Origin of the sequence: Klebsiella sp. EMBS2024, from assembly GCF_036233805.1 — a bacterium.
Classification (GTDB): Bacteria; Pseudomonadota; Gammaproteobacteria; order Enterobacterales; family Enterobacteriaceae; genus Klebsiella; species Klebsiella pneumoniae.
This window is the reverse complement of sequence record NZ_JAZARW010000001.1, coordinates 532,976-558,239: the sequence shown is the minus strand read 5'-3', so window position 1 is coordinate 558,239 and position 25,264 is coordinate 532,976. Positions and strand designations below refer to the sequence as shown.

At 56.2% G+C, this 25,264-nt stretch carries 22 protein-coding genes; 5 read left to right on the top strand and 17 right to left on the bottom strand.

All coding sequences use genetic code 11. The features are described 5' to 3' along the window. Positions 1-387 precede the first annotated feature (387 nt). Genes VZP09_RS02580 through iolE form a run of 3 tightly spaced genes read right to left on the bottom strand, consistent with a single transcriptional unit; the run spans position 388 to position 3,518 of the window. On the bottom strand, positions 388-1,419 hold the full coding sequence (locus VZP09_RS02580) for a Gfo/Idh/MocA family protein (protein ID WP_004177013.1): 1,032 nt from the start codon (positions 1,417-1,419) through the stop codon (positions 388-390). A 9-nt stretch (positions 1,420-1,428) separates the two neighbouring features. Beyond that, positions 1,429-2,601: a Gfo/Idh/MocA family protein gene (locus VZP09_RS02575; RefSeq protein WP_004142667.1), complete on the bottom strand. Its 1,173-nt coding sequence runs from the start codon at positions 2,599-2,601 to the stop codon at positions 1,429-1,431. Continuing rightward, a complete protein-coding gene (gene iolE / locus VZP09_RS02570; RefSeq protein ID WP_328794875.1) occupies positions 2,598-3,518 on the bottom strand; it encodes a myo-inosose-2 dehydratase in 921 nt (306 codons plus the stop codon). Before iolE ends, VZP09_RS02575 begins: the two co-directional genes overlap by 4 nt. Positions 3,519-4,089: 571 nt before the next feature. Here iolE and VZP09_RS02565 point away from each other — a divergent pair. Continuing rightward, positions 4,090-4,515: a hypothetical protein gene (locus VZP09_RS02565; protein ID WP_040210631.1), complete on the top strand. Its 426-nt coding sequence runs from the start codon at positions 4,090-4,092 to the stop codon at positions 4,513-4,515. A gap of 76 nt (positions 4,516-4,591) precedes the next feature. Here the strand turns inward: VZP09_RS02565 and lysS are convergent, their stop codons facing one another. The 7 genes from lysS to VZP09_RS02530 all read right to left on the bottom strand — a co-directional run bounded on the left by lysS (position 4,592) and on the right by VZP09_RS02530 (position 15,061). Then, positions 4,592-6,109, bottom strand: coding sequence for a lysine--tRNA ligase (gene lysS / locus VZP09_RS02560; protein ID WP_002892491.1), 1,518 nt, complete (start codon positions 6,107-6,109; stop codon positions 4,592-4,594). Between the two features lie 331 nt (positions 6,110-6,440). Beyond that, entirely contained in the window at positions 6,441-7,916 is a 1,476-nt protein-coding gene (gene dtpD, locus VZP09_RS02555) for a dipeptide permease DtpD (protein ID WP_004151795.1), read from the bottom strand. Positions 7,917-7,975: 59 nt separating this feature from the next. Further along, positions 7,976-10,123, bottom strand: coding sequence for a lysine decarboxylase CadA (cadA, locus tag VZP09_RS02550; RefSeq protein WP_002892486.1), 2,148 nt, complete (start codon positions 10,121-10,123; stop codon positions 7,976-7,978). An 82-nt stretch (positions 10,124-10,205) separates the two neighbouring features. Then, entirely contained in the window at positions 10,206-11,540 is a 1,335-nt protein-coding gene (cadB, locus tag VZP09_RS02545; protein ID WP_002892484.1) for a cadaverine/lysine antiporter, read from the bottom strand. A 365-nt stretch (positions 11,541-11,905) separates the two neighbouring features. Beyond that, positions 11,906-13,474, bottom strand: a complete 1,569-nt coding sequence (gene cadC, locus VZP09_RS02540; RefSeq protein ID WP_004191488.1) for a lysine decarboxylation/transport transcriptional activator CadC — start codon at positions 13,472-13,474, stop codon at positions 11,906-11,908. A gap of 293 nt (positions 13,475-13,767) precedes the next feature. Continuing rightward, positions 13,768-14,040: a DUF1471 domain-containing protein gene (locus VZP09_RS02535; protein WP_002892402.1), complete on the bottom strand. Its 273-nt coding sequence runs from the start codon at positions 14,038-14,040 to the stop codon at positions 13,768-13,770. 100 nt (positions 14,041-14,140) lie between these two features. After that, a complete protein-coding gene (locus VZP09_RS02530; RefSeq protein WP_002892400.1) occupies positions 14,141-15,061 on the bottom strand; it encodes a Kdo(2)-lipid IV(A) acyltransferase in 921 nt (306 codons plus the stop codon). A gap of 510 nt (positions 15,062-15,571) precedes the next feature. Between VZP09_RS02530 and VZP09_RS02525 the strand changes: the two genes are divergently transcribed. Next, positions 15,572-16,438 carry a GNAT family N-acetyltransferase gene (locus tag VZP09_RS02525; protein ID WP_002892397.1) on the top strand — a complete coding sequence of 289 codons (867 nt, stop codon included), beginning with the start codon at positions 15,572-15,574 and terminating at the stop codon, positions 16,436-16,438. Positions 16,439-16,460: 22 nt separating this feature from the next. Here the strand turns inward: VZP09_RS02525 and VZP09_RS02520 are convergent, their stop codons facing one another. The 4 genes from VZP09_RS02520 to VZP09_RS02505 form a co-directional block, all read right to left on the bottom strand. Then, positions 16,461-17,486: a fimbrial protein gene (locus VZP09_RS02520; protein ID WP_023158656.1), complete on the bottom strand. Its 1,026-nt coding sequence runs from the start codon at positions 17,484-17,486 to the stop codon at positions 16,461-16,463. A 1-nt stretch (position 17,487) separates the two neighbouring features. Further along, the gene (locus VZP09_RS02515) at positions 17,488-19,923 is read right to left on the bottom strand and encodes a fimbria/pilus outer membrane usher protein (RefSeq protein ID WP_087847698.1); all 2,436 of its coding nucleotides are present in this window, start codon (positions 19,921-19,923) and stop codon (positions 17,488-17,490) included. A gap of 10 nt (positions 19,924-19,933) precedes the next feature. Next, positions 19,934-20,629, bottom strand: a complete 696-nt coding sequence (locus tag VZP09_RS02510; protein ID WP_004893746.1) for a fimbrial biogenesis chaperone — start codon at positions 20,627-20,629, stop codon at positions 19,934-19,936. 58 nt (positions 20,630-20,687) lie between these two features. After that, positions 20,688-21,248: a fimbrial protein gene (locus VZP09_RS02505; protein ID WP_009308069.1), complete on the bottom strand. Its 561-nt coding sequence runs from the start codon at positions 21,246-21,248 to the stop codon at positions 20,688-20,690. Positions 21,249-21,718: 470 nt separating this feature from the next. Here VZP09_RS02505 and VZP09_RS02500 point away from each other — a divergent pair, with 470 nt between their 5' ends. Next, entirely contained in the window at positions 21,719-22,381 is a 663-nt protein-coding gene (locus VZP09_RS02500; RefSeq protein ID WP_002892378.1) for a LuxR C-terminal-related transcriptional regulator, read from the top strand. Continuing rightward, positions 22,359-22,664 carry a hypothetical protein gene (locus VZP09_RS02495; protein WP_004191501.1) on the top strand — a complete coding sequence of 102 codons (306 nt, stop codon included), beginning with the start codon at positions 22,359-22,361 and terminating at the stop codon, positions 22,662-22,664. The genes VZP09_RS02500 and VZP09_RS02495 overlap by 23 nt, the downstream gene beginning before the upstream one ends. Before the next feature lie 52 nt (positions 22,665-22,716). Here VZP09_RS02495 and VZP09_RS02490 read toward each other — a convergent pair whose 3' ends face one another. Continuing rightward, the gene (locus tag VZP09_RS02490; RefSeq protein ID WP_025368381.1) at positions 22,717-24,021 is read right to left on the bottom strand and encodes a citrate synthase; all 1,305 of its coding nucleotides are present in this window, start codon (positions 24,019-24,021) and stop codon (positions 22,717-22,719) included. Positions 24,022-24,066: 45 nt separating this feature from the next. Continuing rightward, complete coding sequence (locus VZP09_RS02485) at positions 24,067-24,207, bottom strand: hypothetical protein (RefSeq protein WP_032409092.1); 141 nt, start codon at positions 24,205-24,207, stop codon at positions 24,067-24,069. A gap of 324 nt (positions 24,208-24,531) precedes the next feature. Between VZP09_RS02485 and VZP09_RS02480 the strand changes: the two genes are divergently transcribed. After that, the gene (locus VZP09_RS02480; RefSeq protein WP_002892370.1) at positions 24,532-24,702 is read left to right on the top strand and encodes a hypothetical protein; all 171 of its coding nucleotides are present in this window, start codon (positions 24,532-24,534) and stop codon (positions 24,700-24,702) included. A 78-nt stretch (positions 24,703-24,780) separates the two neighbouring features. Here the strand turns inward: VZP09_RS02480 and uraH are convergent, their stop codons facing one another. After that, positions 24,781-25,182, bottom strand: a complete 402-nt coding sequence (gene uraH / locus VZP09_RS02475; protein ID WP_002892366.1) for a hydroxyisourate hydrolase — start codon at positions 25,180-25,182, stop codon at positions 24,781-24,783. Between the last annotated feature and the right edge of the window lie 82 nt (positions 25,183-25,264).

The window sequence follows — 25,264 nt, the reverse complement described above, 5'->3', positions numbered from 1 at the left end:
CAAGCGCAGCGCCGCCGGGCAAGAACAGCGGGCGCGGAGCCGTTTTATNCCGGGCGGCGGCAACGCCTTGCCCGGCCTACATAACACAGGCATTAATCTGATTTAATATCAAACGGTTGCAGTAAAATCGTAGGCCCGTGCAAGCGCAGCGCCGCCGGGCAAGAACAGCCGACGCGGAGCCGTTTTATGCCGGGCGGCGGCGATGCCTTGCCCGGCCTACAGAAGACAGGCATTAATACACCGTAATATCAATCGGTTGCATAGATATCACAGGCCCGTGCAAGCGCAGCGCCGCCGGGCAACAGACATCAGGCATCGTACGCGTCCTTTTGCCGGGCAATGGCAGATACGCTCGCGCTATCTGCAAACCAATGCCCGGCCGGCTCCTTAGCGTTCTTCGTTAAACACCGCGCCCACCTGGCGCCGCACCTCATCCATCACCTGCAGATTCTGCAGCACCCGACTGAGCGGCCGCAGCGGCGAGTCCTGCAACCCCTGCCCGATGCACCAGGCAAAATGCTCCGCCTGCCAGAACAGCTGGTCGTAACGATTGCGCGGCTCTTCCCAGCGCAGCACCTGCCCGCCCTGGCTGGCGGCGAGCGTGAAGCCGCCGGGGGCGTAAAACTGGCCGTCGATCGTCAGGGTCGCCTGGCGTCCGGCCACCACCGCCCCGCCCGGCGTGTTGCTGAACAAAGTGGTGTTTAACAACCCCTGCATCCCGTTCTGCCAGCCGAACAGCATCGACGTCTGACCGTTCAGCCCCTCCGCCGTGGCGCTGCCGCGGGCGACAATCTCCTGCGGCATGCCGCCCACCATCAGCGCAAACGAGGTCACATAGCTGCCGAGGTCCATCATCGGCCCGCCGGCAAGATCGGCATTGAAGATGCGGTGCTCGGGGGTGAAATACTCGCCGTGATCGGCCAGCAGGGTATGCAGGTCGCCGAGCGCCCCATCCTCCAGCAGCTGGCGGATCACATCATATTTCGGCGCGTAATCGCACCACATTGCCTCCAGCGCCAGCTTCTCCTGGCGGGCGGCTTCGGCCTGCAGCTCACGCCCTTCGCCGAGGTTGAGGGCGAAGGGTTTCTCTATCAGCACGTGTTTGCCCGCCTTCAGCGCCTGCATGCCGTCGGGAAAGTGATGGTTGTGCGGCGTCGCAATATACACCGCATCAATATCCGGACGCGCCAGCATCTCCTCCACCTGGCCGTAAGCCTGGGGGATCCCCCATTCCGCGGCCACCCGGTCGGCCTTCGCCTGGCTGCGGGAAACCACCGCCACCACCTGCTGCCGGCTGTAGGTTTTCAATGAGTGCACAAAGCGCTCGGCGATCCAGCCAGGACCGATAATGCCCCAGCGCAGGATGGGAATGCTCTGCGCCGCCGGGCGGCGCGGGGTTGGTAAGTGTGACGGAAACATAGCGGCTCCTTAGTCTTTAACCACGTTCACCCAGCGACGGCTGGCCATCGAGGCTTCAATCGCCGACAGCACTCGCTGATTCTGCAAACCAAATTCAAAGTTGGGATAGCAGTCGCCCTCCCCGCAAATCCCCTGCACCAGGTCATGCACTTCGATCACCTTGACGTCAAAATAGCCCAGCCCGCCGCCGCCAAAATCGAAGCCGAAGAAGCCGGCATAGGCCGGGATCTGGCTCCCGGCATACAGCGTCTTAAAGCCGCGGTCATGTTTGTCATCGTTGAAGCGATAGACCTGCAGCTCGTTAAAGCGCTCCCCATCCATATACAGCGTGCCTTCGGTGCCGGAGACCTCCCAGAACACGCCGAAGATCCGACCGGCGGCGATGCGCGAGGCCTCAATCACCCCCGCGGCGCCGCTGTCGAAATTGACCAGGCACTGAACCTGATCGTCATTTTCCACTTCCCGCCACTCGGCATCGGCCGCGACCCGGCTGGCATACCCGGCATCGGTCTGCGGCACCGGACGCTGGCGCAGGCAGGTTTGCGCGCTGGCGGTCACTTCACGGATCCCGCCCAGCAAAAACTGGGCGACGGACAGGGTATGGGCGCCGAGGTCGCCAAGCGCCCCGCTGCCGCCGAGGGTTTTCGAGCAGCGCCAGGACCAGGGCAGGTTCGGGTCGTTATAAAACCCCTGATCAAAGGTGCCGCGAAAGCGCACCGGTTCGCCAATATCTCCCCGGGCGATAATCTGCTTTGCCAGCAGCGCCGCCGGCGTTTTGATGTTGTTAAAGGCCACCATGGTCTTCACCCCCGCGCGCCGTGCCGCCTGCGCCATCTCCTGCGCCTGCTGCTCATTGACCGCCAGCGGCTTCTCGCAATAGACATGTTTACCCGCCGCGATCGCCGCCATCGCCATTGTGTAGTGCAGATGGTTCGGCGAGGTGATATCCACCACATCAACCTGCGGATCGTTTACCAGCTCGCGCCAGTCGCCGTAGGCCTTTTCCGCCCCCAGTTTCGCCGCGTGGCGTTCGGCCATCGCCTGATCCTGATCCGCCAGCGCGTAGAGATGCGGGCGCTTGGGCAGATCGGGATAGAACATTGCCGCGCGACGGTAAGCGTCAGCGTGTGCCTGCCCCATAAAACCTGAGCCGATAAGGCCGATATTTAACCGCGCGCTCATGATGCGTACTCCTCTGACGATGAAGGGGAAGATAAATGGTGCGCCAGCCAGGCATAGGCGCGGCTGGCGGTGGCCAGCGGCGGCGCCATCGCCGGGTCCTGCTCGGCTTCGATAATCAGCCAGCCGTGGTAGTCGCTGTCCCGGACAAAGTCGAGGATCGGCGCATAGTCGATGCAGCCGTCGCCTGGGATGGTAAACAGCCCGGCGCGCACCGCCTNGTTAAAGCTCAGGTTTTCCCGATACAGACGCCCCAGCACCTGCGGACGCACGTCTTTCAGATGCAGATGGCGGATACGGTGGCCATATTTGTGCAGTACGCGCGGGATCTCGACCCCGGCGACAAAGGCGTGCCCGGTATCAAACGCCAGCCCGACGTTGTCATGGGTGTGAGACAGAAACCGCTCCAGCTCGTCATCGTGCTCCACCAGCATCATCAGATGATGGTGATAGGCCAGCTGGAGGTCATAGTCGCGCAGCAGCAGGTCGGCAAAGGTATTCAGCTTGTGGCAATACGCCGCCAGGCTGACGCGGCTTAACGGCGGCGAGAGCGAAATAGGCTCATCAAGCGGGGTTTCACCTGGCAGTTGCCCGCATTCGCCGTAAACCATCACCTTCGCGCCGAGCTGCCGGAGGAGCTGGGCGTGCTCCCGCACCGCCTCCAGCTCCGCTTCCACGCTGCGGTCGGCCAGCATGCCGCTGTACCAGCCGGACGCCAGGCGCAGGTCAGCCGCCGCCAGCAGCGGGCCCAGGGTTGATGCCTGGCGGGGAAATTTCCGTCCTAACTCAATGCCCTGATAGCCCGCCTCCCGCGCCTCGCGCAGGCAGGTATNCAGGGGAATATCACCGCCTAAATCCTCGAGTACATCGTTGGTCCAGCACAGGGGGCTCACGCCCCACCGCAGTTGCTCTGTCGCCATCTTGTTCTCCTTTCCACCCTGTGGTCTTGTCTGGCGTCACTATAAGCAGGTGACGACCGACGATGAAAACGGAGAAATGATGGAAATCCATCATTGCGTTGGCGGTATATTCGCTATTTCAGGTAACCCTGAAAAATAAATGGAAATAATGCTTGCCGCCGGCTTATTTTGCGGATAAAAATTACTGGCTTAATAACCCGCTTCAGAGGTTATCCCTTTCATTCGAAATATGATGATAGCAATATGAAAAAAACTCAACACCGCACCAGCGCGGGCTTTTGCCGTGCGCCAAGGACAGGCCTGCTGTTATTTGCCTGAATGACACATAGCCGCTTTTAAAACATCAAATAATTAACATTCTCTCTGCAATAATATGACAAGCAGTGGGAAGGTTGGCTTGCGAAATAAGCATGAAACTTTGATGTTTTACTAATAAATAACCCCAGAGCGTCTTGCTAATTACTTATCAGGACTGGTTGGGTTATTTTATTCTGACGCCAACGGGAGAATACACCAACGTGTATCCCTCTCTCTGGCCCGGCACGCCGCTATCGCGATGAGAAACAATAAGATGAATAAGACCTGGCTTTTCACCACCCTCACCCTGGCGCTGGTCGCCGCCGCGCCGGCCCACGCCATTAGCGCGAAATACCGGGAACAGCTTGAACGTTCCGGCTGCACGCAGATGACCGACGGGATCACCTGCGATATTCATAAAACCAAAGCCGAGAATGCCGGCGCCGCGCAGCACGCCGACAGCGGCTTCGGCCCCTGGGTGGGCACCTGGTATGTTTATACGGAGTATGGCGATAAAATTGATGAGATTACCGTCACCGCTAAAACGGTGAAAACCCATGGTCATCTGGTCGAGGAGGCGAAAGCCAGTCAGGGTAAACTGACCTTCCGGGTGAAAAGCTCAGCCTTTACGCTGAACGACGCCTTTAACGGCGTATGGGCAAACGGCAGCCAGCGCGGCACGTTGCAAAAAATCCTGTAATAACATCGCTCTGCCGACAGGCCGGGGATAATGCAGGGAGAACCCCCCGGCGCAGGCCGGGAGGGAGTGCAACGGATTACTTCTGCGGACGCATGGCCGGGAAGAGGATCACGTCGCGGATGGTATGGCTGTTGGTAAACAGCATCACCATGCGGTCGATACCAATACCCAGACCCGCGGTCGGCGGCAGGCCGTACTCGAGGGCGGTCACGTAGTCTTCGTCGTAGAACATCGCTTCGTCATCGCCCGCCGCTTTGGCGTTCACCTGATCCTGGAAGCGCTGCGCCTGGTCTTCGGCATCGTTCAGCTCGCTGAAACCGTTACCGATTTCGCGGCCGCCGATGAAGAATTCAAAGCGGTCAGTGATTTCCGGGTTGACGTCGTTACGGCGCGCCAGCGGAGAAACTTCCGCCGGGTATTCGGTGATGAAGGTCGGCTGAATCAGATGCGCTTCCGCCACTTCGTCAAAGATTTCGGTAACTATGCGTCCCAGCCCCCAGCTTTTCTCTACCTGAATACCGATAGATTCCGCCAGCGCTTTCGCCGCGTCGAAGTTATCCAGATCCGCCATGTTGGTTTCCGGACGGTGTTTCTTGATTGCTTCGCGCATGGTCAGTTTTTCAAACGGCTTGCCGAAATCAAACACCTGGTCGCCATACGGCACTTCGGTTTTGCCCAGCACCGTCTGCGCCAGGGTGCGGAACAACGACTCGGTCAGTTCGATCAGGTCTTTGTAGTCCGCATACGCCATATACAGTTCCATCATGGTGAACTCTGGGTTATGGCGTACCGAGATCCCTTCGTTGCGGAAGTTGCGGTTGATTTCAAACACGCGTTCAAAACCGCCGACCACCAGACGTTTTAGATACAGTTCCGGCGCGATGCGCAGGTACATATCCAGATCCAGCGCGTTGTGATGGGTAATGAACGGACGGGCTGACGCACCGCCTGGGATCACCTGCATCATCGGGGTTTCGACTTCCATAAAGCCACGAGCCACCATGAACTGGCGCATGGTCGCGAGGATCTGCGAACGGATACGGAACGTATGACGCGACTCTTCGTTGGCGATCAGATCCAGATAGCGCTGGCGATAGCGAACTTCCTGATCCTGCAGGCCGTGGAATTTATCCGGCAGCGGGCGCAGGGCTTTGGTCAGCAGGCGCAGCTCGGTGCAGTGGATCGAGAGTTCGCCGGTTTGCGTTTTGAACAGCTTGCCGCGGGCGGCGATGATATCGCCGAGGTCCCATTTCTTAAACTGTTCGTTGTAGACGCCTTCCGGCAGGTCATCGCGCGCCACGTACAGCTGAATGCGGCCGCCGACGTCCTGGAGGGTGACGAAGGAGGCTTTGCCCATCACGCGACGGGTCATCATCCGACCAGCCACCGCAACTTCAACGTTCAGGGAAGCGAGTTCATCGTTGTCCTTCGCATCGAATTCAGCATGCAATTGGTCAGAGGTATGATCGCGACGGAAATCGTTGGGGAAAGCTACGCCCTGCTCACGCAGCGCAGCCAGTTTTTCGCGACGAGCTTTCAGTTCATTATTAAGGTCAATGGCCTCATCGGCACCTTGTGCTTGTTGTTCAGACATATGGATTCCTCATAACCTTGCTTTCAAACTAGCTTCGATAAATTGAACCAGGTCACCCTTCCGCGCGGCCTGTCTCTGGGAAGACACCAGAGCACAATCTTAACGATCCTGGATTCACTCCAAGCTGATCTCACTCAGCTATGGCTTCAGTAACGGTATTTTTTATCGTTGGCCTCCGCGCATGCCAGAATATCCTCCTCCTGTTCACTAAGCTGTGCAAGGAGCGACTTCGCGCTCCGCTGTTGAGGTAATGCCCCCGGTCGCGCTGCGCTTACCGGGGCTACGAATCGCGGCCCGGACAAAGTGTTTACGCCACGAGCCGGGACGAGCGTCAGGCGCCGCCGCCGGTAATTTCACCGGCAGCCGCACGACGTTTGCCGACGCTACAGGCCGCGGCAAAGGCGATAATGACCATCACCGCCACGCAGCCGAGGGTCCATTCGCCCATCTGCGCGAAGAAATGCTGATAGGCGGCAATCGCCGTATCGCTGATTTGCGATTCGGTGGTTTGCTGGGCGACCACGCCCGCCAGCCAGTTGGCCACCGCGCCGGTGGCCAGCATATAAATGCCGGTCAATACGCCGGTGACGCCGGGCATGTTCAGACGGGTGATTTGCGCCATCGCCACCGGGTCGATAAACAGTTCGGCAAAGCCCATCATCGCCAGCCCGGCGACCATCATGCCCATCGAGGCCTGACCGTCAGCCGCGCCATGGCGGGCATTGAGCGCCAGCAGCATAAAGCCGCCGCCCATCAGCAGCAGGCCGAAAGAAAATTTCAGCCAGACGCGCAGCACAGAACGCACGCTGCCTTCCGGGCGCATCAGCCACGCCAGCACCACGCCGGCCGCCATCACCGCTATCGCGTTAACTGACTGGAACAGCGCGGTCGGCACGTCCCAGTTCAGCAGACGACGATTGACGAAGTGGTCGATAAACAGGCTAATCGAGCTCCCGCCCTGCTGCGCCAGCACCCAGAACAGCGTTCCGGCGAGCATCAGCAGGACGATCTGCCACAGCGCGCGTCGATGCTCCGGGGCTTTGATCATGATCCGCGCCACCATCTGGGCGGCGAACAGGCAGACGATCGCCAGCAGATAGCCGGACCAGTTGTTTTGCAGCAGCAGCGTGAAAAATACCGGCGCCAGGCAGAGCATCACCAGCAGCCAGCCCCAGGTCGGCAGCACGAACTTCACCGCCCGCAGCGCCGGTTTATCGACGCCGCGGGTATGCCGGAAGTGGCGGCTGCCGCTTAAGAAAATCATCAGGCCGATAAACATACCGATCCCCGCAAGGGCGAAGCCGATATGCCAGCCGTACCACTGCGCCGCCAGTCCGCAGGCGATGGGCGCAGCAATCGAGCCGACGTTGCCGGCGGCGTACAGCAGCGAGAAACCGCCGTCGCGACGCGGGTCGTCGTGAGCGTACAGTTCGCCGAGCAGGCAGCTGATATTGGATTTAAACAGGCCGTAGCCGCAGATAATGATCGCCAGCGCGACGTACAAACTCCATGCGGAGGTCGACTCAACGCCCAGCACCACATGGCCGAGGGTCATCAACAGCGCCCCGGCAATTACCGCCGTGCGGTTGCCGAGCAGGCGGTCGGCAAGCCAGCCGCCGAGAATAGGGGTAACGTAAACCAGAGATGCGTAAGCGCTGAACAGGCTGATGGCGTGGCTGTCGTCGAAGCCAAGCTGGTGGGTAAGGTAAAGGATGAGTAAGGCGCGCATGCCGTAAAAGCTGAAGTACTCCCAGATCTGGATCGCAACGATGTAGTAAATCGCGCGCGGCTGTGAGGGTGTTTTCATGTGTTCTCCTTGCAGCGTGAAAAAGGGAAGTGGCAAGCCACTTCCCTGGTGTGCGTCTATTACTTGTTATTCTCTTCTTTCAGCACTTTAACGGTGTAACGACCATCCGCCTGACGATAGGCGCCGTGGATATCGGTTTCGAAGCCTGGATAGTGGGCGCCGATTTCGCACAGCATCTGCAGGAACTCCAGCACCGGACGGCTCTCTTCGGTGATCATCTCACCCGGCATCACCAGCGGCACTCCCGGAGGATACGGCAGGATCATGTTGGCGTTGACGCGGCCGACCATCTCTTCGAGATACACTTCTTCCGTCTGACCGTGCAGCTCTTTCTGGAACGCGGCATACGGGGTCATCACCATCGATGGCAGCACTTCAAACGCGCGGAACATCAGATCCGGCAGGTTGTGATGCTCGATCAGTTTGTGAATGTTCTGCGCGAGGTCCTGAATACGCATGTTTTCATAGAATTCAGGATCTTCACGGTACAGCGACGGCAGCATGTTTTTCACCCGCAGGTTCAGGTCGAACGCGCGTTTGAAGTCGGTCAGCGCACGCAGCAGGCTCAGCGCTTTAGTCTTATCGATACCGATACTGAACAGGAACAGCAGGTTGTACGGACCGGTTTTCTCTACCACGATGCCGTGTTCGTCGAGGTATTTCGCCACGATGCTTGCCGGAATACCGAAGTCATCCATGGTGCCGTCTTTCTTCATCCCCGGAGTCAGCAGCGTGACTTTGATCGGGTCGAGGTACATGTGTTCGTTATCGATGTTTTTGAAACCGTGCCATGCGCTGTCGGAACGCAGCGGCCAGCATTCAGGACCATCGATATGCTCCGGCTGCCAGACGTCGAAGAACCAGCCGTCAGACTCGCCTTTCAGACGTTTGATCTCTTTACGGAACTTGATGGAACGTTCAATAGAGCCGTCGATCAGACGCTTACCAGCGTTCCCCTTCATCATCGCCGCCGCGGTTTCGGTGGAGGCCACGATCCCGTAGTGTGGAGAGGTGGTGGTGTGCATCATGTAGGCTTCGTTGAAGGTCTCTTCGTTAACGTCGCCTTTCACGTGGATCATCGACGCCTGGGAGAACGCCGCCAGCAGTTTGTGCGTGGACTGGGTTTCATAAATCACTTTCCCTTCAACGCGGCCGCCGCTCATCCCGCATTTGCCTTCATAGATCGGCGAGAAGTTGGTGTAAGGGACCCATGCGGAGTCAAAGTGGATGGATTTCACATCCAGGGTTTTCTTGATGAAGTCGGTGTTGTACAGCAGACCATCATAGGTTGAGTTGGTGATAACCGCGTGTACCGGCCAGGTCGCATTCGGCGTCTCTTTCACACGCTTGGCGATAGTCGCGTGCTGGAATTCGCTCTGCGGAATACCGCCGAGGATACCGTAGGCGTTACGGGTCGGACGGAAGTAGATCGGCGTAATGTCGCTCATCATCATCAGGTGAGTCAGCGATTTGTGGCAGTTACGGTCAATCAGCACGGTGCTGCCGGCCGGCGCGGAGTACATGCCGACGATTTTGTTAGCGGTAGAAGTACCGTTGGTCACCATGTAGCTGCGTTCTGCGTTAAACACGCGAGCGATATACTCTTCCGCTTCTTTGTGCGGGCCGCTGTGGTCCAGCAGGGAACCCAGTTCAGAAACCGAAATGGAGATATCGGATTTCATGGTGTTGGAGCCAAAGAAATCGTAGAAGATGCTGCCTACCGGGCTTTTCTGGAACGCGGTACCGCCCATGTGGCCTGGGGTACAGAAGGTATATTTACCTTCACGGACATATTTGAACAGCGCTTTGGTCAGCGGCGGCAGAATGGTGTCGATGTATTCGTCAGTGTTCTGTTTGATTTTGTTCGCGATATCTTCCGCAGCGCCCAGCGCATATTCGAAGAAGCGAACCTGCATGCGCAGATCGTTCAGGCTAACGTCCAGAGTGGAGTAGGTGTTAGCGAACGCATACAGCGGCATGTACTCGTTCATTTTGCTGATTTCTTCGCACAGTTCGAGATTGTATTTATCCCAGTCGAAGATCACGCCGCACAGACGAGAGTTGTTTTCAATAAGTTTTAATAAGTCGTCACGGTCGTTCGGGTAGACAATACGGAAGTCCAGGCGTTCGAGAGCACGATGCAGTTCACGGATGGGTTCTTCTTTGAAGTAAACCCCCATGTGATTCATGATTGCAATAACGTTCATAGTCAAATCTCCAGATGTAGAAAGCCCCTCCCGTCGCGTGATGACAGGTGATGGAAGGAGCCTCAGGAAAACGGGTTGCTGATTAGTGCGCGTTAGCGGTGGTGTTGTTATCCGATGCGTTGTTCTGGCGCTGGTGCATTTTGCGACCGTAGAACATCAGGATAATCAGGCTAACGATGAAAGTGCCGGCCAGTTCGAAGGAGCTTGCGCCCATCAGCGCGATGAAGCAGAACACGCAACCCAGTACCGAACAAATCAGGCTAACGAAGTTACGGATGTTGATGCCTTCGAAACGAATCAGGTCAACACAGGAGTAGAAGTAAGGCAGCATGGTCAGCAGTACCGCGATACCGGTCAGTTCGCCGAACAGGTCAGAGGCTTTACCACCGGCGGAGTTCATCAGGGTAATCAGCACCATCAGCGCGGTCATTTTCACTGCGGCCAGCAGCAGGCCTTTTTTCGGAATACCGTTGTTATCAACTTCGCCATACACTTTCGGGAAGTTACCGTCGTTGGCGGCACGTACACCGGCCTGGCCAACCAGCATCATCCACGAGCCCAGAGAAGTCAGGCAGGCAAAGGCGGTGAAAGCGGATACCATCGGTGCAGCCCAGCCGCCGAGGATGGTAGAGGCGCTAATTGCGAACGGCGCACCGGACGCGGCCATCTGAGAAGCAGGATACATACCGGCGATAACCTGAGTCGCGGCGATGTAGACGATACCGGCCATCGCGGTACCCAGCATGGTTGCCAGCGGCACGGTACGTTTCGGGTTTTTCACCATCCCGGTACTCACGGCGGCGGATTCTACGCCAACGAAGGCCCACAGGCAGAGCAGGATACTTTTAATAACCGCGTGGCTATCAGTGGTGCTGGAGGTGTTCCAGTTTGCCTGATAGGTGGCGACATCAAACCAGTGCCAGCCCACGACCGCGGTCATGACTACCGGAATAAGCACCAGTACCAGACCAATGGTGGTCAGACGGCTGACCCAGGTCCCGCCGAGCATATTAACGAAAGTAAAGATCCACACGATGGCAATACAGGCAATACCTGCTGGCACCGGGTTATTTAAAATTGGGAAGAACGTAGAGAGATAAGAAACTGCGGTAATCCCGATGGCCAGGTTACCAATCCAGTTTGCATGATAATAAAGGACACCGGTCTGGAAACCGAATGCCGGAGATATTTCGCCAGCGTAGGCAATAGGACCGCCCTGCTGCGGGTTTTTAGTGGCCAGTCGGGCATAAACATAAGCCAGAGACATCGCACCAATAATTGAAATCACCCAGCCCCAAATGGCAATACCACCGATGCTGGCCAGGTTCGCAGGTAATAATGCAATCCCGCTCCCCATCATATTACCGGCGACGACACCGGTACAGGCAAATAGCCCGATCTTCTTGGCAGAACTCATGGTTGTTTTTCTCCTAAGTTTATTTGGGAGGTACAGATCATGATACAGAACCATTAATTGACCCGACCAACTGCCAACAAGATTACTGATTTGTACGAGATAAGTCCTAAAGATAAAGTGATATAAAAACAAACATCAGACAAATGATATTTTGACCTTTTTCGCTTAACATATAAACATGACAGCAGGGTGTCAGAAAAAGATAAACATCGTTGTATTACAGTGAGTTAGAAGAAGGAAAGCGTGTTATCTGGCTGTTATTTAAAGCCTCCCGAATGCTAAATAAAAATAACAACAAGAGGCTTCATGAGAAACATAAATTTAACCTCACCATGCCCAAAACCTTGCACATGATGAGGGTTTACTTATTCTGAAGAGAGAAAGTTGTCGAGATATGGAACGACTCGGTTAACCGACGTCTGGAAAACCCCATTTTCAATCCAGTACAGGGTATCTTCGCCAGGACGTAAATTAAACGCCGTGATGTAAGAATCGGCAGCCAGACGGTTCTCACCTTTCATCTCATAGACTTTGCCTAACAGCACATAATTTAGCCATGACATCTCTAAATCAATCGCACTATTAATTGCGGTATTTGCTTCGTCGACTTTGCCCTTCCCCAATGAATCCACCGCTTTTATTTGATAATAAATCGCCATGTCTTTTATACCCGGCATCGCCCCTACCCGCTCGACTTCACTGTAGAGGGCGGCCAGCTGTTTATCATCCAGCGGCTGTTGTGAATGGCGCAATACATCCACCAGCGTTTTTTCGGCATAGGCGTAAATAAAATCCGGCGCCCGCTTAATCACATCATCCAGCAGGCTACTGGCCTTACTTAATGAATCGACGTCGCCCTTCATTAACAGCTGATGCGACTGGTAGAAATAGGTTAACGCCACGCTTTGCGAGGGCTGATATTGCCTGAGCATCGCCTGCATTCGCGCCGGCCACGGCTGCGCCAGGGCATCCGACAGGCTGTTCATCAGATCGTTCTGGATGGTCAGCTGGTTATCGTTGGTCACAAAGTAGCGCTTATCCAGCATCGTCGAGCTGTCGGCGTTGTCCACCAGCTGGACCGACATAAAGCACTGCTGCGCCCGATAATGGCGCTGATTAACGAACTCAATGGTCAGCGTTTTGCCGGAACTGCTCGGTTCATTGATGTTGTAGTCCGTTTTATCATGCACCATAAAGGTGGAGAAGGTGTTCAGCGAGGTGGTGATCAGGCTGGCCAGTCCTACGGCGTAGGAGTGCTGCGACGACCAGTTAGCGCAGGAGTTGCCATTCACCAGGTGGATATCGATATCGCGCGGATTGAGCAGCAGACGCGCCTTGTTGACCGGCGGCCGCGATTCCATGCTCGACAGCGCCACCAGCGCCACGCAGGTGCCCAGCGCCAACAGGAACAGCCCCCACACCAGGGCGGTAGTGAGGCGCTTGCGGCCTGACGGCGCGCTGGCCACGGTAGGAGCCGGTGGCGGCGCAGCGGCATCAGGGAGAGGGACAGAGACGTCGGATGGCGCACCGGCGGCCGGCGGCGCAGGAACAGCGGTCGACGGCGAAGGCGTCAGCGCCTCCATCGACGGGGCTAGCTCATCCCCCTCTTCGGTGCACCAGATCACCGGCACCGTGAGCTTATACCCCCGTTTGGGTACCGTCGCGATGTACTCAAGGCTAACGTCGTCGCCGTCTTTGAGCGACTTGCGCAGTTCAGAAATACTCTGCGTGACGACGTGGCTGGTCACAACGTTCCGGGTCCAGACGTTTTCGATAAGCTCGTCCCGGCTAAGCACTTCCCCCGGATGGCGGGCAAAAAAGACCAGAAGATCGATTAAACGCGGTTCAAGGGTAAGCTGGCGCCCCTTCCTGCTGATTTGGTTTACAGAGGGGGTTACCAGCCATTCACCGACGCGAACAACAGGTTGTAGCATACAAGAAAGCCCCAGACAAAAAGGGAAAGGCGCAATGATAACACATTTGTCCTACCTATTTTTGCCAGGGGTCACTCCCTCAGGCATTAGGCCGGAATTGGCTCTTTATTAACAATAAAAAGCAATAATTCATTAACATCGTGATCATGAAATCTATATATAGCGATAAAAACGCATTTCCGCTGCCGCTATTGCCTAAGGCAATTCCGATAGCAGAAAAAAATAAGCCCGGAGGCTTAACGCGCTCCAGGCTCAATGCGTTGCGCGCCGATACGGCACGCTTTAAAAAAAGGTTATTTATACACTTCCGCTGTGGCTTCAAAGTTAGGGCCATGCTCACGCGCAGCGGTGATCACGTAGTACTTTCCGCCTTTCTCATCGGCCAGCTTGGAGAGCTGATCGTGCAGATCGGAAGGCGAAGAGAATTCGCCACCGGACGGCCCCACCGAGATCGGCCCGACTTTGGTCAGTTTGAAGTGTTTCACTTCTTCTTTGGTAATCAACTGCGCGGCGGAGGCGCCAAATGCAACGGCGGAAAGGGCTAACGCGACTATCACTTTTTTCATCCTGCAATCTCCTTGGAATTAGCCTTCAGTCAGGCCCTTTCAGTATAGACGGCGATTTACTAAGCGTGCTACCGATGCGCTTATTTTTTGGCCGAGGCGTTCAGTAACGCGGCGGTACTCCTTCCGGGCGGGTCTTAAAGCGCCGGTGCAGCCACATGTATTGCTCGGGCGCCATCAGGATGCACTGTTCGATAATCTGATTCATCCAGGCCGCCGTAACCTCGGCGCTCGCCAGCGGCGGCGTGCGCTCCGGCGTCAGGGAGATCAATTCATACCCCATGCCGTTGGGCTTGCGCCGCGGAACAAACGGCACAATCGTCGCCCCGGACATTTTCGCCAGCATCCAGGTACCGGTGGTGGTCGCCGCCTGTTCGACGGCAAACAGCGGGGCGAAGACGCTGCTGGCCGGACCGTAGTCATGATCCGGCGCGTACCAGAGAATTTCCCCCTCTTTTAGCGCCCTGACCATCCCTTTCAGATTTTTTCGATCCAACATGGTCTTGTTAGAGCGCAAGCGTCCCCAGGTTTGCAGCCAGTCAATCAGCGGGTTATCGTTAGGACGGTAGACGCCAATGCCTGGGGTAAACATGCCGTACATTCGCGCACCCATTTCGAGGGTCAGAAAATGGATACCGATCAGTAAAATGCCCTGTTTTTCTTCCAGAAGCTCCACCACCTCGTTAACGCCGCTGGTTTCGGTCCAGCGCGCTACCCGGTGCGTCGGCCAGAACCAGGCCATGCCGGTCTCCATCAGCCCCATGCCCAGCGATTCAAAGTTTTTCACCAGCAGCGCCTCGCGGTCGGCGGCGCTCATCTCGGGAAAGCAGAGTTCGAGATTACGTCTGGCAATCCGCGCGCGGCTTTTCATCACCCGCATTGCCAGCCGCCCAAGCGCCGTTCCCAGACGGTAGATCACCGGATACGGTAATTGCACCAGCAGCCACAAAAAGCCAATTCCCAGCCACAACAGCCAGTAACGCGGGTGCAACAGCGCGCGGGAAAATTTGGGTAAATTTGACATAGTAATCCTGTTAATTCACTCAATAATAGCTGAGCAAAAACCGCGAAATAAAGTAGCGGATCCTGCACGTAGTATTTTTCCAATTCGTGCGGTAATACTCAATCACAAAGCGCGTTATTATAAGCCGATTCCAGGATAAATTCAGCCCTTACGCTGGGGACTACTCTATTATTAGACGCAACGCGTAAAATTTCCTGTTTAATGCATAAATAAATAAACCTAACCTCTACGGCTCGGCCGATTGTCGATAAAATAGCCAGTACATTTGCCTCAGCCTCTCGACCAATACCTCTTTTACTCACGCTTTATTATGGCGATAGCGAACGCAAACAGTCCGTTTCGCCCGGTTTGACACGGCCAGCATGCGGTTATTTGTGACTGGGGCAAAGGTTAAGCATCGACATTGCGGATCCTTTTCCCAGATATGCTACGTTTACAGCGCTCATTCGACGCAAGTGCCTTTGCCGACGTCGCCGCTTTCAGAAGCCATAGTGAGAAGGAACTATGACAATGAATTATCAATTAGTGAAGCAAGTCAGAGAAAATAACCCATTAAGAAAAAGCTTCATTGACCTTGCCGTTAAGACTTTTGACCTGTCTTTTGAAGAGTGGTATCAGCAAGGTTACTGGACCGATGCCTATATCCCCTATGCTTTTGTCGAACGCAATAAAGTTATCGCTAACGCTTCGGCCAACATCATCGACCTGCGCTGGCAGGGCGAGCCCCGGCGTTATATTCAGATTGGCACCGTGATGACCGAACCGGACCACCGTAATAAGGGATTAGCCGGCCAGCTTATCCATCACATCCTGCAGGACTGGCAGCAGGAGGCGGACGCCTTCTTTTTATTCGCCAATCCCACCACGGTGGATTTTTACCCCAAATTTGGCTTCACCCGCAGCGAAGAGTATCAATATATTATGCCGGTCTCCCCGCGAGCCGGTGATTTTCGTAAACTGGATATGGACAGCCCTGACGATGTCGCCCTGCTCCGCCATTACTATGAAAAATCCAACCCGTTCTCCCCGCTGCGGGTGGAGCATAACTTTGGCCTGCTGATGTTTTACTGCTCAGCCTTTATGAAGCATTTTGTCTATTACTCGGCAAAAAATGAGGCGGTGGTCATCGCCATGCAAAACGGTCCGGTGCTGATCTGCTTTGATCTATTCTGCGACGTGGGCAAGAGCCTGTCGACGCTGGTCAACGAACTGGCCGATGACCACGTTTACCAGGCCATCCTCGGTTTTACCCCCAGTGAAGACCGGCTCGGCGAGTATGAGAAGATAGAGGGAGAAGATATCCTCTTCGTCTATGACCAGAAGGAAAACCTGTTTAAAGACAGGAAGTTGATGTTTCCTTTACTGGCGCATGCCTGACGGCGCCGCGCCGCCAGGCAGATCAGTTATAAGTCACCACGAAGGTCGCGCTGGCGTTCGCTTCGCCCGCAGTCACTGCGGGCTGCGTCTGGATATAGCGGGCCTGATAGGATAAACGATAGTTCGTCTGACTGCCTTTATTCCCGGACCAGACCTGGCTCACCTGGTTTAGCGGCACCAGCGAGCCGCCGGCACTGAGGATCTGCACGCCAAGTCCGGATGCCCCTTCAGGTTGGTCATCGATTTTAATCACTTCGTTGGCGGCGACAGCGCTGTCCACCGTCGCGTTAAACTGCATAAACACGCTGCCGACATTTTCACAGTTCGTCAGGTTGATGTTAAAAGGAACCGGGGCGGTGGTGCTGTTGAGCCCGGTAAATGCGGTTTTGTTATGCCGTCCGAGGAAGACGTTAATGTTTTTACTGTCGTCAGTAATCTTGCAGGTGGGTGATTTGACCTGAATACAGAGCCCGCTGACGCTGAAGCGCATCGCCTGTACTCCGCCAAGATAAATATCGCCAAGGTAATCATTAAGGCAATATTCGCCCGGCGGCGGTAGACCGCCGTTATCGGCAATCCGCCAGAAATAGATGGTCGGTTTTTTATTTTCCGCCTGAAATGCGCGCTGGCCGGAAAATACCGGCGCGGAAGGCCAGGCCGTGAACAGGGGATCGAAATTAATGCCATCCTGTTCCCCCATCTGAAAGCTGTAGCCGATGCCCGGCAGGCGGTCGATGCTGTAGATATCCCCCGGCTTGCCGTCTCCCGCCGGGCCGACCCGGGAACCGCCAATGCTCTGAAACCCGCCGGGCTCGCTGCCGCTGCAGGCGATCTCCCAGCGTTCGTTATTAGTGATAATCATCCCTCCGTAGCTGTATAGCAGGGAGCCGATGGGGAGATCGCTGACGTCAAGGTTGATACTGGCCTGGCTGACGTTCACTGAATACTCGATAGTTTTGCCACTGACCATCTGACACGCTGCCGACAGCGAAGCGCAGTACCCGCCGGCCAGCAGAAGAGGTACCCCTGATGCGATGATTTTTTTCATATTACTTCTCCTTTATTCCCGGCCGGCAGACCTGATGCGGCGTGCCGCTGCTAACCTGCTGCACCGCGTCGTCGCGGATGGCATAGGCCAACCGGCAGCGTTGCCCGCTGCGTTCGCCCCATACTACCGAGACGCTGCCGTGGTCCTGCGGCACCCGGGCATACAGCAGCCCGCCCTGACCGACGGCGCCAACCGCCCGACCGTTGTCGTCGAACACCTCCGCGCCCAGCGGGGGCGCCGCGCCATCCGGCAGCGTGACATGGGCAAACCAGGGATAGCCGGTACGCGTGACAAATTTGACCTTCACCGCCGCGCCCGAATCGGGCACCACCGTCGTGCTGCTGGAGACAATCTCCACATGGTCGTTCAGACCCTGCGGATCGAGATCCAGCCAGTTAGCGGTAAAGGGATCGAGGTAAGGGATGATCGTAAAACCCTGGCGGTTAATCGGCTGTCCAGCGCGGTTAGCCACCCGAGCCCCCACCGCGCCGGGCGCTTCCACAATGGCAAAGGTTTCCCCCAGTTCGGGGGTGGCGGTCATGCCGCCCTGATGCGCCACCAGGGCGCCCGATGCCCCCAGCGAGTACTGCTGCTGATGGCGACCGGCGCTGGCGCTGGCGTTCAGGTACGCATAATCCGTCCGCAGGCTACCGTTGGCCGCAACGCTGGCTTCATTTGGGTTCTCCCGCGGCATGTCGTAGCTGGCGGTCAAACCGTAGCTGAAGGCGTTTTTCTCGCCTCCGCTGCCGGTATAGCTGGACTGCAGCTGGCTGCCGTAGTTTTTATCGTGGTTAAAGCGGGTGGTCAGGCTGCCCGCCTGCCCGAACGGCAGCGAAAAGGAGACGCCCACCACCTGATTATTGCGGTGATGGATATCCTGGCTCTGCTGGGCATACAGATAATAATTGAGCTGACCATAGCGGTTGGCATAGCCCAGCTGATATGAGCGCCAGCGGTGGTGGCGGACATCCTCACTCCAGATTCCGTTAAATGACAGACTGCCGCTGCCGGCCTGCTGAGACAACGTCGCGCTGTAGCGGGTCATCTCCCGCCAGTCGTTAGGGTGCCGGTCGTGCTCCCAGGCGGCATCGCGAATGGAGCGATAATTGCCGTCGTTGCTGTGGCTCATCGAGAGCAGCATTCGCGTATCGGATGTAAACGATTTTGATGCGGACACCCGCCAGCGGTAGCCCTCCTGCCAGCCGTGCTCCCTGCCCTTCGCCGCAGAACGGGAAAGATCGACCGCCAGCGCGCCCCAGTAGGTATTGAAGGCGCTGCCGACCAGCGTCGAGTAATAATCTGTCGTCGCGTTAGCGCCGGTATAGCCGCTGATATAGTCATTGAAGCCGTACTGCAGCGTGGCTTCGCCAAATCCCGGNCGCCCGGCGATCCCGTCCTCATCCAGATAGCCCAGCGACAGATCATAATAGACCGCGCCTGCCCGCACCAGGCCAGGCAGCGTGGCGTACGGCACGGTAAAGGTGTCCTGACTGCCATCCGCCTCGTGGATCGTCACCTGTAAATCGCCGCCGGCGTTGGTGGGATAGAGATCGTCAAAGGTGAATTTGCCCGGCGGAACCGTTGCCTCGTACAACAGAGCGCCGTTCTGGGTGACCGTTACGCGGGCGTTGGTGCGCGCCACGCCGCTGACCGACGGCGCAAAACCGCGGCGAGAGCCCGGCAGCATGCGCACATCGGTAGCCAGCCTGCCGCCGATAAAACTGACGCTGTCAAAGAAGGTTCCGTCGGTCCATCCCTGACCCAGCCGTAACGTGGACGCCCAGTTCACTACACTTCTCTCAGCCCAGGTGGCAATGCTATCCCAGTGCGTATTCCCTTCCTGCGCCTGGTAGCTGGACTGGTGATGTAACCGCCAGCCAAAGGCGCGCAGGCTGGCATCCAGCCCGAGATAATGATGGCTGCTGGTGTCCCCGTCGACGATGCTCTGATAGCTATTGGCCTGGTAGCGCAGCACCGCGGCGGGCACGCCGCTATCCACCTTTTTCAGGTTCACCGCCCCCCGATAATGGGGTTGCAGCAGCGCCTGGGGCATATTTACCCGCAGGACGTTTTCCCCGCTGTCATACTCCCAGCCGATCGCCTTATCGATCTGCGAAAAACGCAGGCAGGTGGCCGCGGTTGGCCACTGGGCATCCTTCAGCTGCAGAGCGTCGAACAGCGAGGGTGAGATGCAGGGCTCAAGCTGGCCATCGTGTTCCTGGATAACAAACGTTTCTTCCCCCAGGTCCCGGCCATTCACCGAGAGCGTGCTGCGGTACTGTCCGGCGTGTAGTGGATTACCGTATTGATATTTCTGGAGATCAACCTGCGCGGCGCCGTGCAAATGGGCGCGGTTAAAACTAAACGCCTCTGCCGCCCATGCCTCCTGCCAGGGAAGGAGCAGCATCAACCCAACCTTGATCTCCCTGAGTTTCATAATAATGTCCTTACTGAGGATAATTATGATTCACTACCGCGCCGTAATCATTGATGGTGGTGAAGCTGAATTTGGCTGGCAGCGTGCGCAGCGCGACCCCTTTAGGCGCGATCTCCAGCGAGGAAAACGGGGCGACCATGCCGGCAGCGTGTTTTTGTCCGTTAAGGGTGATGCTGTCGATGGTGATATAGCGCGCTGAGGCATTGCTCACCCGCAACCCGTTGCCCGTAGGAGCCAGCGCCCAGCTCAGGGCTTTTTCCGCGGCTATTTTTTCCGCCGCCACGCCTGCCGGACGGTAAAACAGCTTGATACGCGACCGTATCGCGAGCTGCAGGTAATTGTCAGTCTTGCCATTTTTCGGCTCAGGTGGGATATCCAGAAGATTGAACCAGAACAGCGATTCCCGATCCTGCGGCAGGCGGCTGCCGTTAAACACCAGGCGCCAGCTCTGGCCTTTTCCCGGTTCGATGCGCACAATCGGCGGCAGCACAATAAACGGCGCCGCATCCTTTTCCGGTTGATTTTGCACGCGGCCATCGTCGACCCAGACCTGCGTCAGAGAGGGGGTCTCCCCCATATTGGTGGCCCGGACGGCGATCTCTTTTTTGTCGCCGGGAAAAATAATCCGTGTGCCGTCAATAACCATGCTGGCGTCCGCCGAGGGTAAATAGCTGGACAGCAGCAGTGCCAGAACCATACGCCGCATATTCACCTCCTCCTTGTCGGGGGGATAAACGGCCCCTGAGCGGGGCCGTGGACAGGGGTTACGGATAGACCACCGTAAAGTTGACGTAGGCTGCGACTTTTCCAGCCTTGGCGGCATCAGTCGCATAGTAGCGGGCATAGAAAGGCAGCGAGGCGGAACCATCCTGCTCAGCCACCGCCACCGGGATCGCTTCCAGGCGAGCAACTTTGCCGTCTGCAGCGACCGCCGGGGTCTCCGCGAGGTTAATCGGCGTAAACCGGGTGTTCAGCAGCTCCACATCGACGTTTTCTGCTTCCGTGCCGTCAGTCAGAGTGTTTTTTAGTCGGCCCTCCGTGGAAACGTTTTGATCCTTCTCGAAGTACACCGAGACATTGGTCCCCGGGGAACAGCTCGTCAGATCGATAGTGAAGGGAACCACGCCCGCCGTCTCGCCCGCGCTGCTGAGCGCCGAGCGCTGGACCGTCGGCAGGGTTACCGTCTTGTCTTTATTCTTTACCGTACAGGTATTGTCGATGACTTCACCATTAAAGGTGACTTTGCCATCAGCAGCCTGCGCCGCTACCGGAGAAAGCATCATCATCACCACGAAAGATGCCATTCCTTTGCTGTATTTTTTCATATTCACTCCTCATCACCACGCTTATGGAGAATCGTTCAGGAAATANNNTGGCGTACTTTATACGTACAATTTATTAATACTCAGTCCATTGGATTAGCCTGTTATCTTTTAACCCCTTCCCTGCACTGACATCCTACTCACTTCATTATTTATTATTCAAATTCGCCACCAGGACCATTTCTACTTTTTATAGAAAAGTCTTAACACCACTCTGAAAAAGANATACAACAAACGCACAATAAAAACATAACTAATTGTAAATAAAAGGTAATTTTTATTTTTTATTTTCTAAAAAACATTCGAGAAATGCGATCTAACTATCTCACCCTCATTATTAACCACCTCCTCCCACGTTCTCCCCCCTGGATTGAAAGCGCAGGGAGTATGTTATTTATGGCGGGTATTCTCTACAGTAAATTGTCGAATCAGGCAGGACAGCATGCACAGCGTATTTATGCCAGGAGGTCATTATGTTGATCTGCATTGCGGATTCAGAATATTTTAATATTGCCCTGAAAGCGTATATTAATGAACCAAACAGCAAGCCTCTGGATATTAAAGAAATACTCTGTTACCCGTTTAGTGGACAGAGTGAGATGTTCTATACTTTTTTTGCGACCGATGCCGGAGCCCGGCTAAGCACCATCCTTATTGATTACAGCAGCGTCAGCATCGAAGTACTGCAGGTCGCGCTCAGTTTAAAATCGTTTAATCCCCTGATCCGGATCTTTATTTTTGCCAAATCAGGCTACCCGTTGAGCGAGCTCGAACGCAGCCTCGCCATTGTGCTCGGCGCAGAGTTCATCACCAGTTTTGCCGGGCTCAGCGCTGCCCTTGCCCGCGGTCCGCGCTTGACATCGCCCCCCGCCGACAAGCTCTATATCGCCATACCTGACAGCTATAACCTGACCCGTAAGGAAACTTTTTTAATCAGCCTGCTGATGGGGGGAATGCCGTTGTGTCACGTGGCCAGCACCATGCAGCTCACGATCAAACGGGTCTACTACTACCGTTCACGCGTCCTTAGCAAGCTGGCGGTGAAAAATAACGTGGAACTGATGAACAAAGTTCAGGGGATGGTGTTGCGCCACTACCGACAGGAGACAGGCCATGAAATCGTATCTCTACGCTAAAAATCGCCTCATGTTGATTATCCTGAGCTGGCTAAGCGCAGACGAGGCGTTGCCATCTCGTCATGATTTCCAGCAGACTGAAACCATCCTCAGCACCCTGCATATACCGTATGTGCTGAAGCCCGACCTTGATCAACTGAGAGCTACGCTACAGCCATTACTCGCCACGCCAAGGCCGCAGGCCTGTGAGGTAGGCGCTTTTCTCAGCGCCCTGTTGGCGCTGTATACCCGGTTAACCGAATATACCGCCGTCGAGCACTATCTGCTCTCCCGGCATCTCTGAGTAGTAACCCGCCTGGGCAGGAAGACGCCGCGCGCCTCCTGCCTGTAAGGCATTACCTTAGCTCAGCAGACCGCTCGCCGCGTCGGGAGACGTAATCCCGATAGCCCTCGCCAACGTAAATCTGCCGTGGCCGGTAGATGGTCAGCGGCGCCTGGTGCATCTCGTTCCAGTGCGCCACCCAACCGACCGTCCGACCGACCGCGGTGACCACCGCAAACATTGACGAAGGCAGATTCATCGCTTTAAGGATCACCGCGGTATAGAAATCCACGCTTGGCGACAGGCCATTGTCCACAAAATAGGGGTCGGTCAGCGCCACGTCCTCAAGGGCCATCGCCACCTGCAGCAGGCGGTCGGACATGCCTACCTCCGCCAGCACCCGATGGCTGGTTTCACGCAGGATATCGGCGCGCGGGTCACGGTGACGGTAGCGCGAGTTGCCAAAACCCAGCCGGCGAAATGCCTGCGGATCGCGCTTCGCCTGGCGCAGAAACGCCGGAACCTGATCGACGCTTTCAATCTCCTCCAGCATTCGCATGCTCGATTCATTTGCTCCGCCATGCATCGGCCCCCACAGCGACGCCAGCCCGGCGGCGACGCAGGCGAATAAGTTCGCCCCGGAGGAGCCCGCCGCGCGCACCGTAGTGGTCGAGGCGCACTGCCCGTGATCGGCATGCAGCACCAGGATCTGGTTCATCGCCTGCTCGATAACCGGATTGAGAACGTATTTTTCCGCCGGGATAGCAAACAGCATCTGCAGGAAATTACCGGCATAGGAGAGATCGTTGCGCGGATACGCCGCGGGTTGCTCAATGGTGTACTTGTAGCTCATGGCGGCGATAGTGGGCATTTTCGACAGCAACCGGGTGGCGGCCAGCGCCCGGTGCTGCAGATTTTCCACGTCCAGGACGTCATGATAAAACGCCGCCAGCGCCCCCACCAGGGCGCACATCAGCGCCATCGGGTGCGAGTCGCGACGAAAGCCGCTGCACATGCGGGCTATCTGCTCATGGACCAGAGTATGGCGGGTGATGGTCTCGCGAAAGGTTTGATAGCAGGCCTCATCCGGCGCGTCACCGTTCAGCATGATGTAGGCCACTTCGAGAAAATCGCACTGGCGAGCCAGCTGATCCACCGGATAGCCGCGGTGCAATAGCACGCTGTTTTCCGTATCGATCCACGAGATCGCCGACTGGCATCCGGCGGTGTTGGCGAAGCCGGGGTCATAGCTGCAGAATCCGGACTGATTTAGCCCGCGCATGTCAACTCCCACCGGCCCCCGCGTTCCCGGCACCTGCGGCAGGGCGATGGGCGGTTGTTGTCCAGCAAAAGAAAGCGTTAACGGTGTAGTGCTCATCCTGTTAGTCCCCCAGCAAGCTTATCAGCGACCCGAAGTCATTCTTCAGGCGGAAAGACCAACATAACCAATGTGATGCAGCTTATTCATTGATGTCATCACTATAACCCTGGCAAAGAGGATATTTTGCTGGCCTTCACTGGGAAACAGGCCGTCTTTCCCCAGCCCACCGCCGGATAGCGGCACAAATCGCCAAGGATAAAGGCGATCATCGCTGTCAAAATTTACGTTGAGTAAAGAAAGGATGAAGAGGAGCTACCATGAATTTTGTGCTGTCGATGACCCTTATCTGCATCGCCATCGCCTGGCTGATGATGAGCCTCCTGCCGGTGTAGATGCACCACTAACCGCCACGCCAGTGGTCTGGATAACCCCTCCTTCAATTGATTTCCGCCGTGGTCTTCGCCTCTGAGGTTTCATAAGAGCCATATAAGAAGTACTGGTTGCATATCAGGCTGTTGCGTTTTCCCGCCGAGGGGTAGGCTAAAGGCCCACTGTTAAGGAGGTGATATGTCTGGACTTATTAATCCACATGCGGCCCCGGAAGAAGCAGCCTATGCGCTACTGATTGAGCTCGTTCGCGCCCAGCGCGTGCCGCAATATGAAGGCGAAATTTCCGGCCTGCTGGCGATGTACGACGAAGCCGTTAAACACTTTAAAGAGAAAGAGACCGAGCGTTAGGCGTGGACATCGTGGTGCGAGAAAAGCGTGACGCCTGCGGAAGCCGCGCAGGCGTTGGCTGGATAGCGGCTTGGGTCATCAGCTGCCGCGGTAGGTAGAGTATCCGTACTGACTGAGCAGCAGCGGGATATGCAGTTTTTGATTTTGCTTTGTGACATTGAAAATAACCGGAATCACCGGGAAGAACGTATTCATATTTTGGCTTTTAAAATAGTCACCGGTTTTAAACGTCACTTTATACACCCCCGGCTCCATATTCTCCGCCTGCGGATAGAGCGACTTAATCCGCCCATCGGCATCCGTTTTACCGGTGGCGATATGCTGCCAGCTCTCCCCCTGCTGTTTATCCAGCTCAATCTGCACCCCCGGTGAAGGGAGCCCGGTTTGCTGATTAAGAATGTGTACGCTGAGCGTCCCCTCTGGCGCCGCCAGCGCGCTGAAGCTGAGCAGAGAAATTACGGAGGCGATAACTAATTTCATAATCGTGACCTTATTGGGCAAGTGAAAGTGCCCTAACTATAGTCAGCGCGGCGGGGAAAAAAATTAAACTTTTTGTTATCAG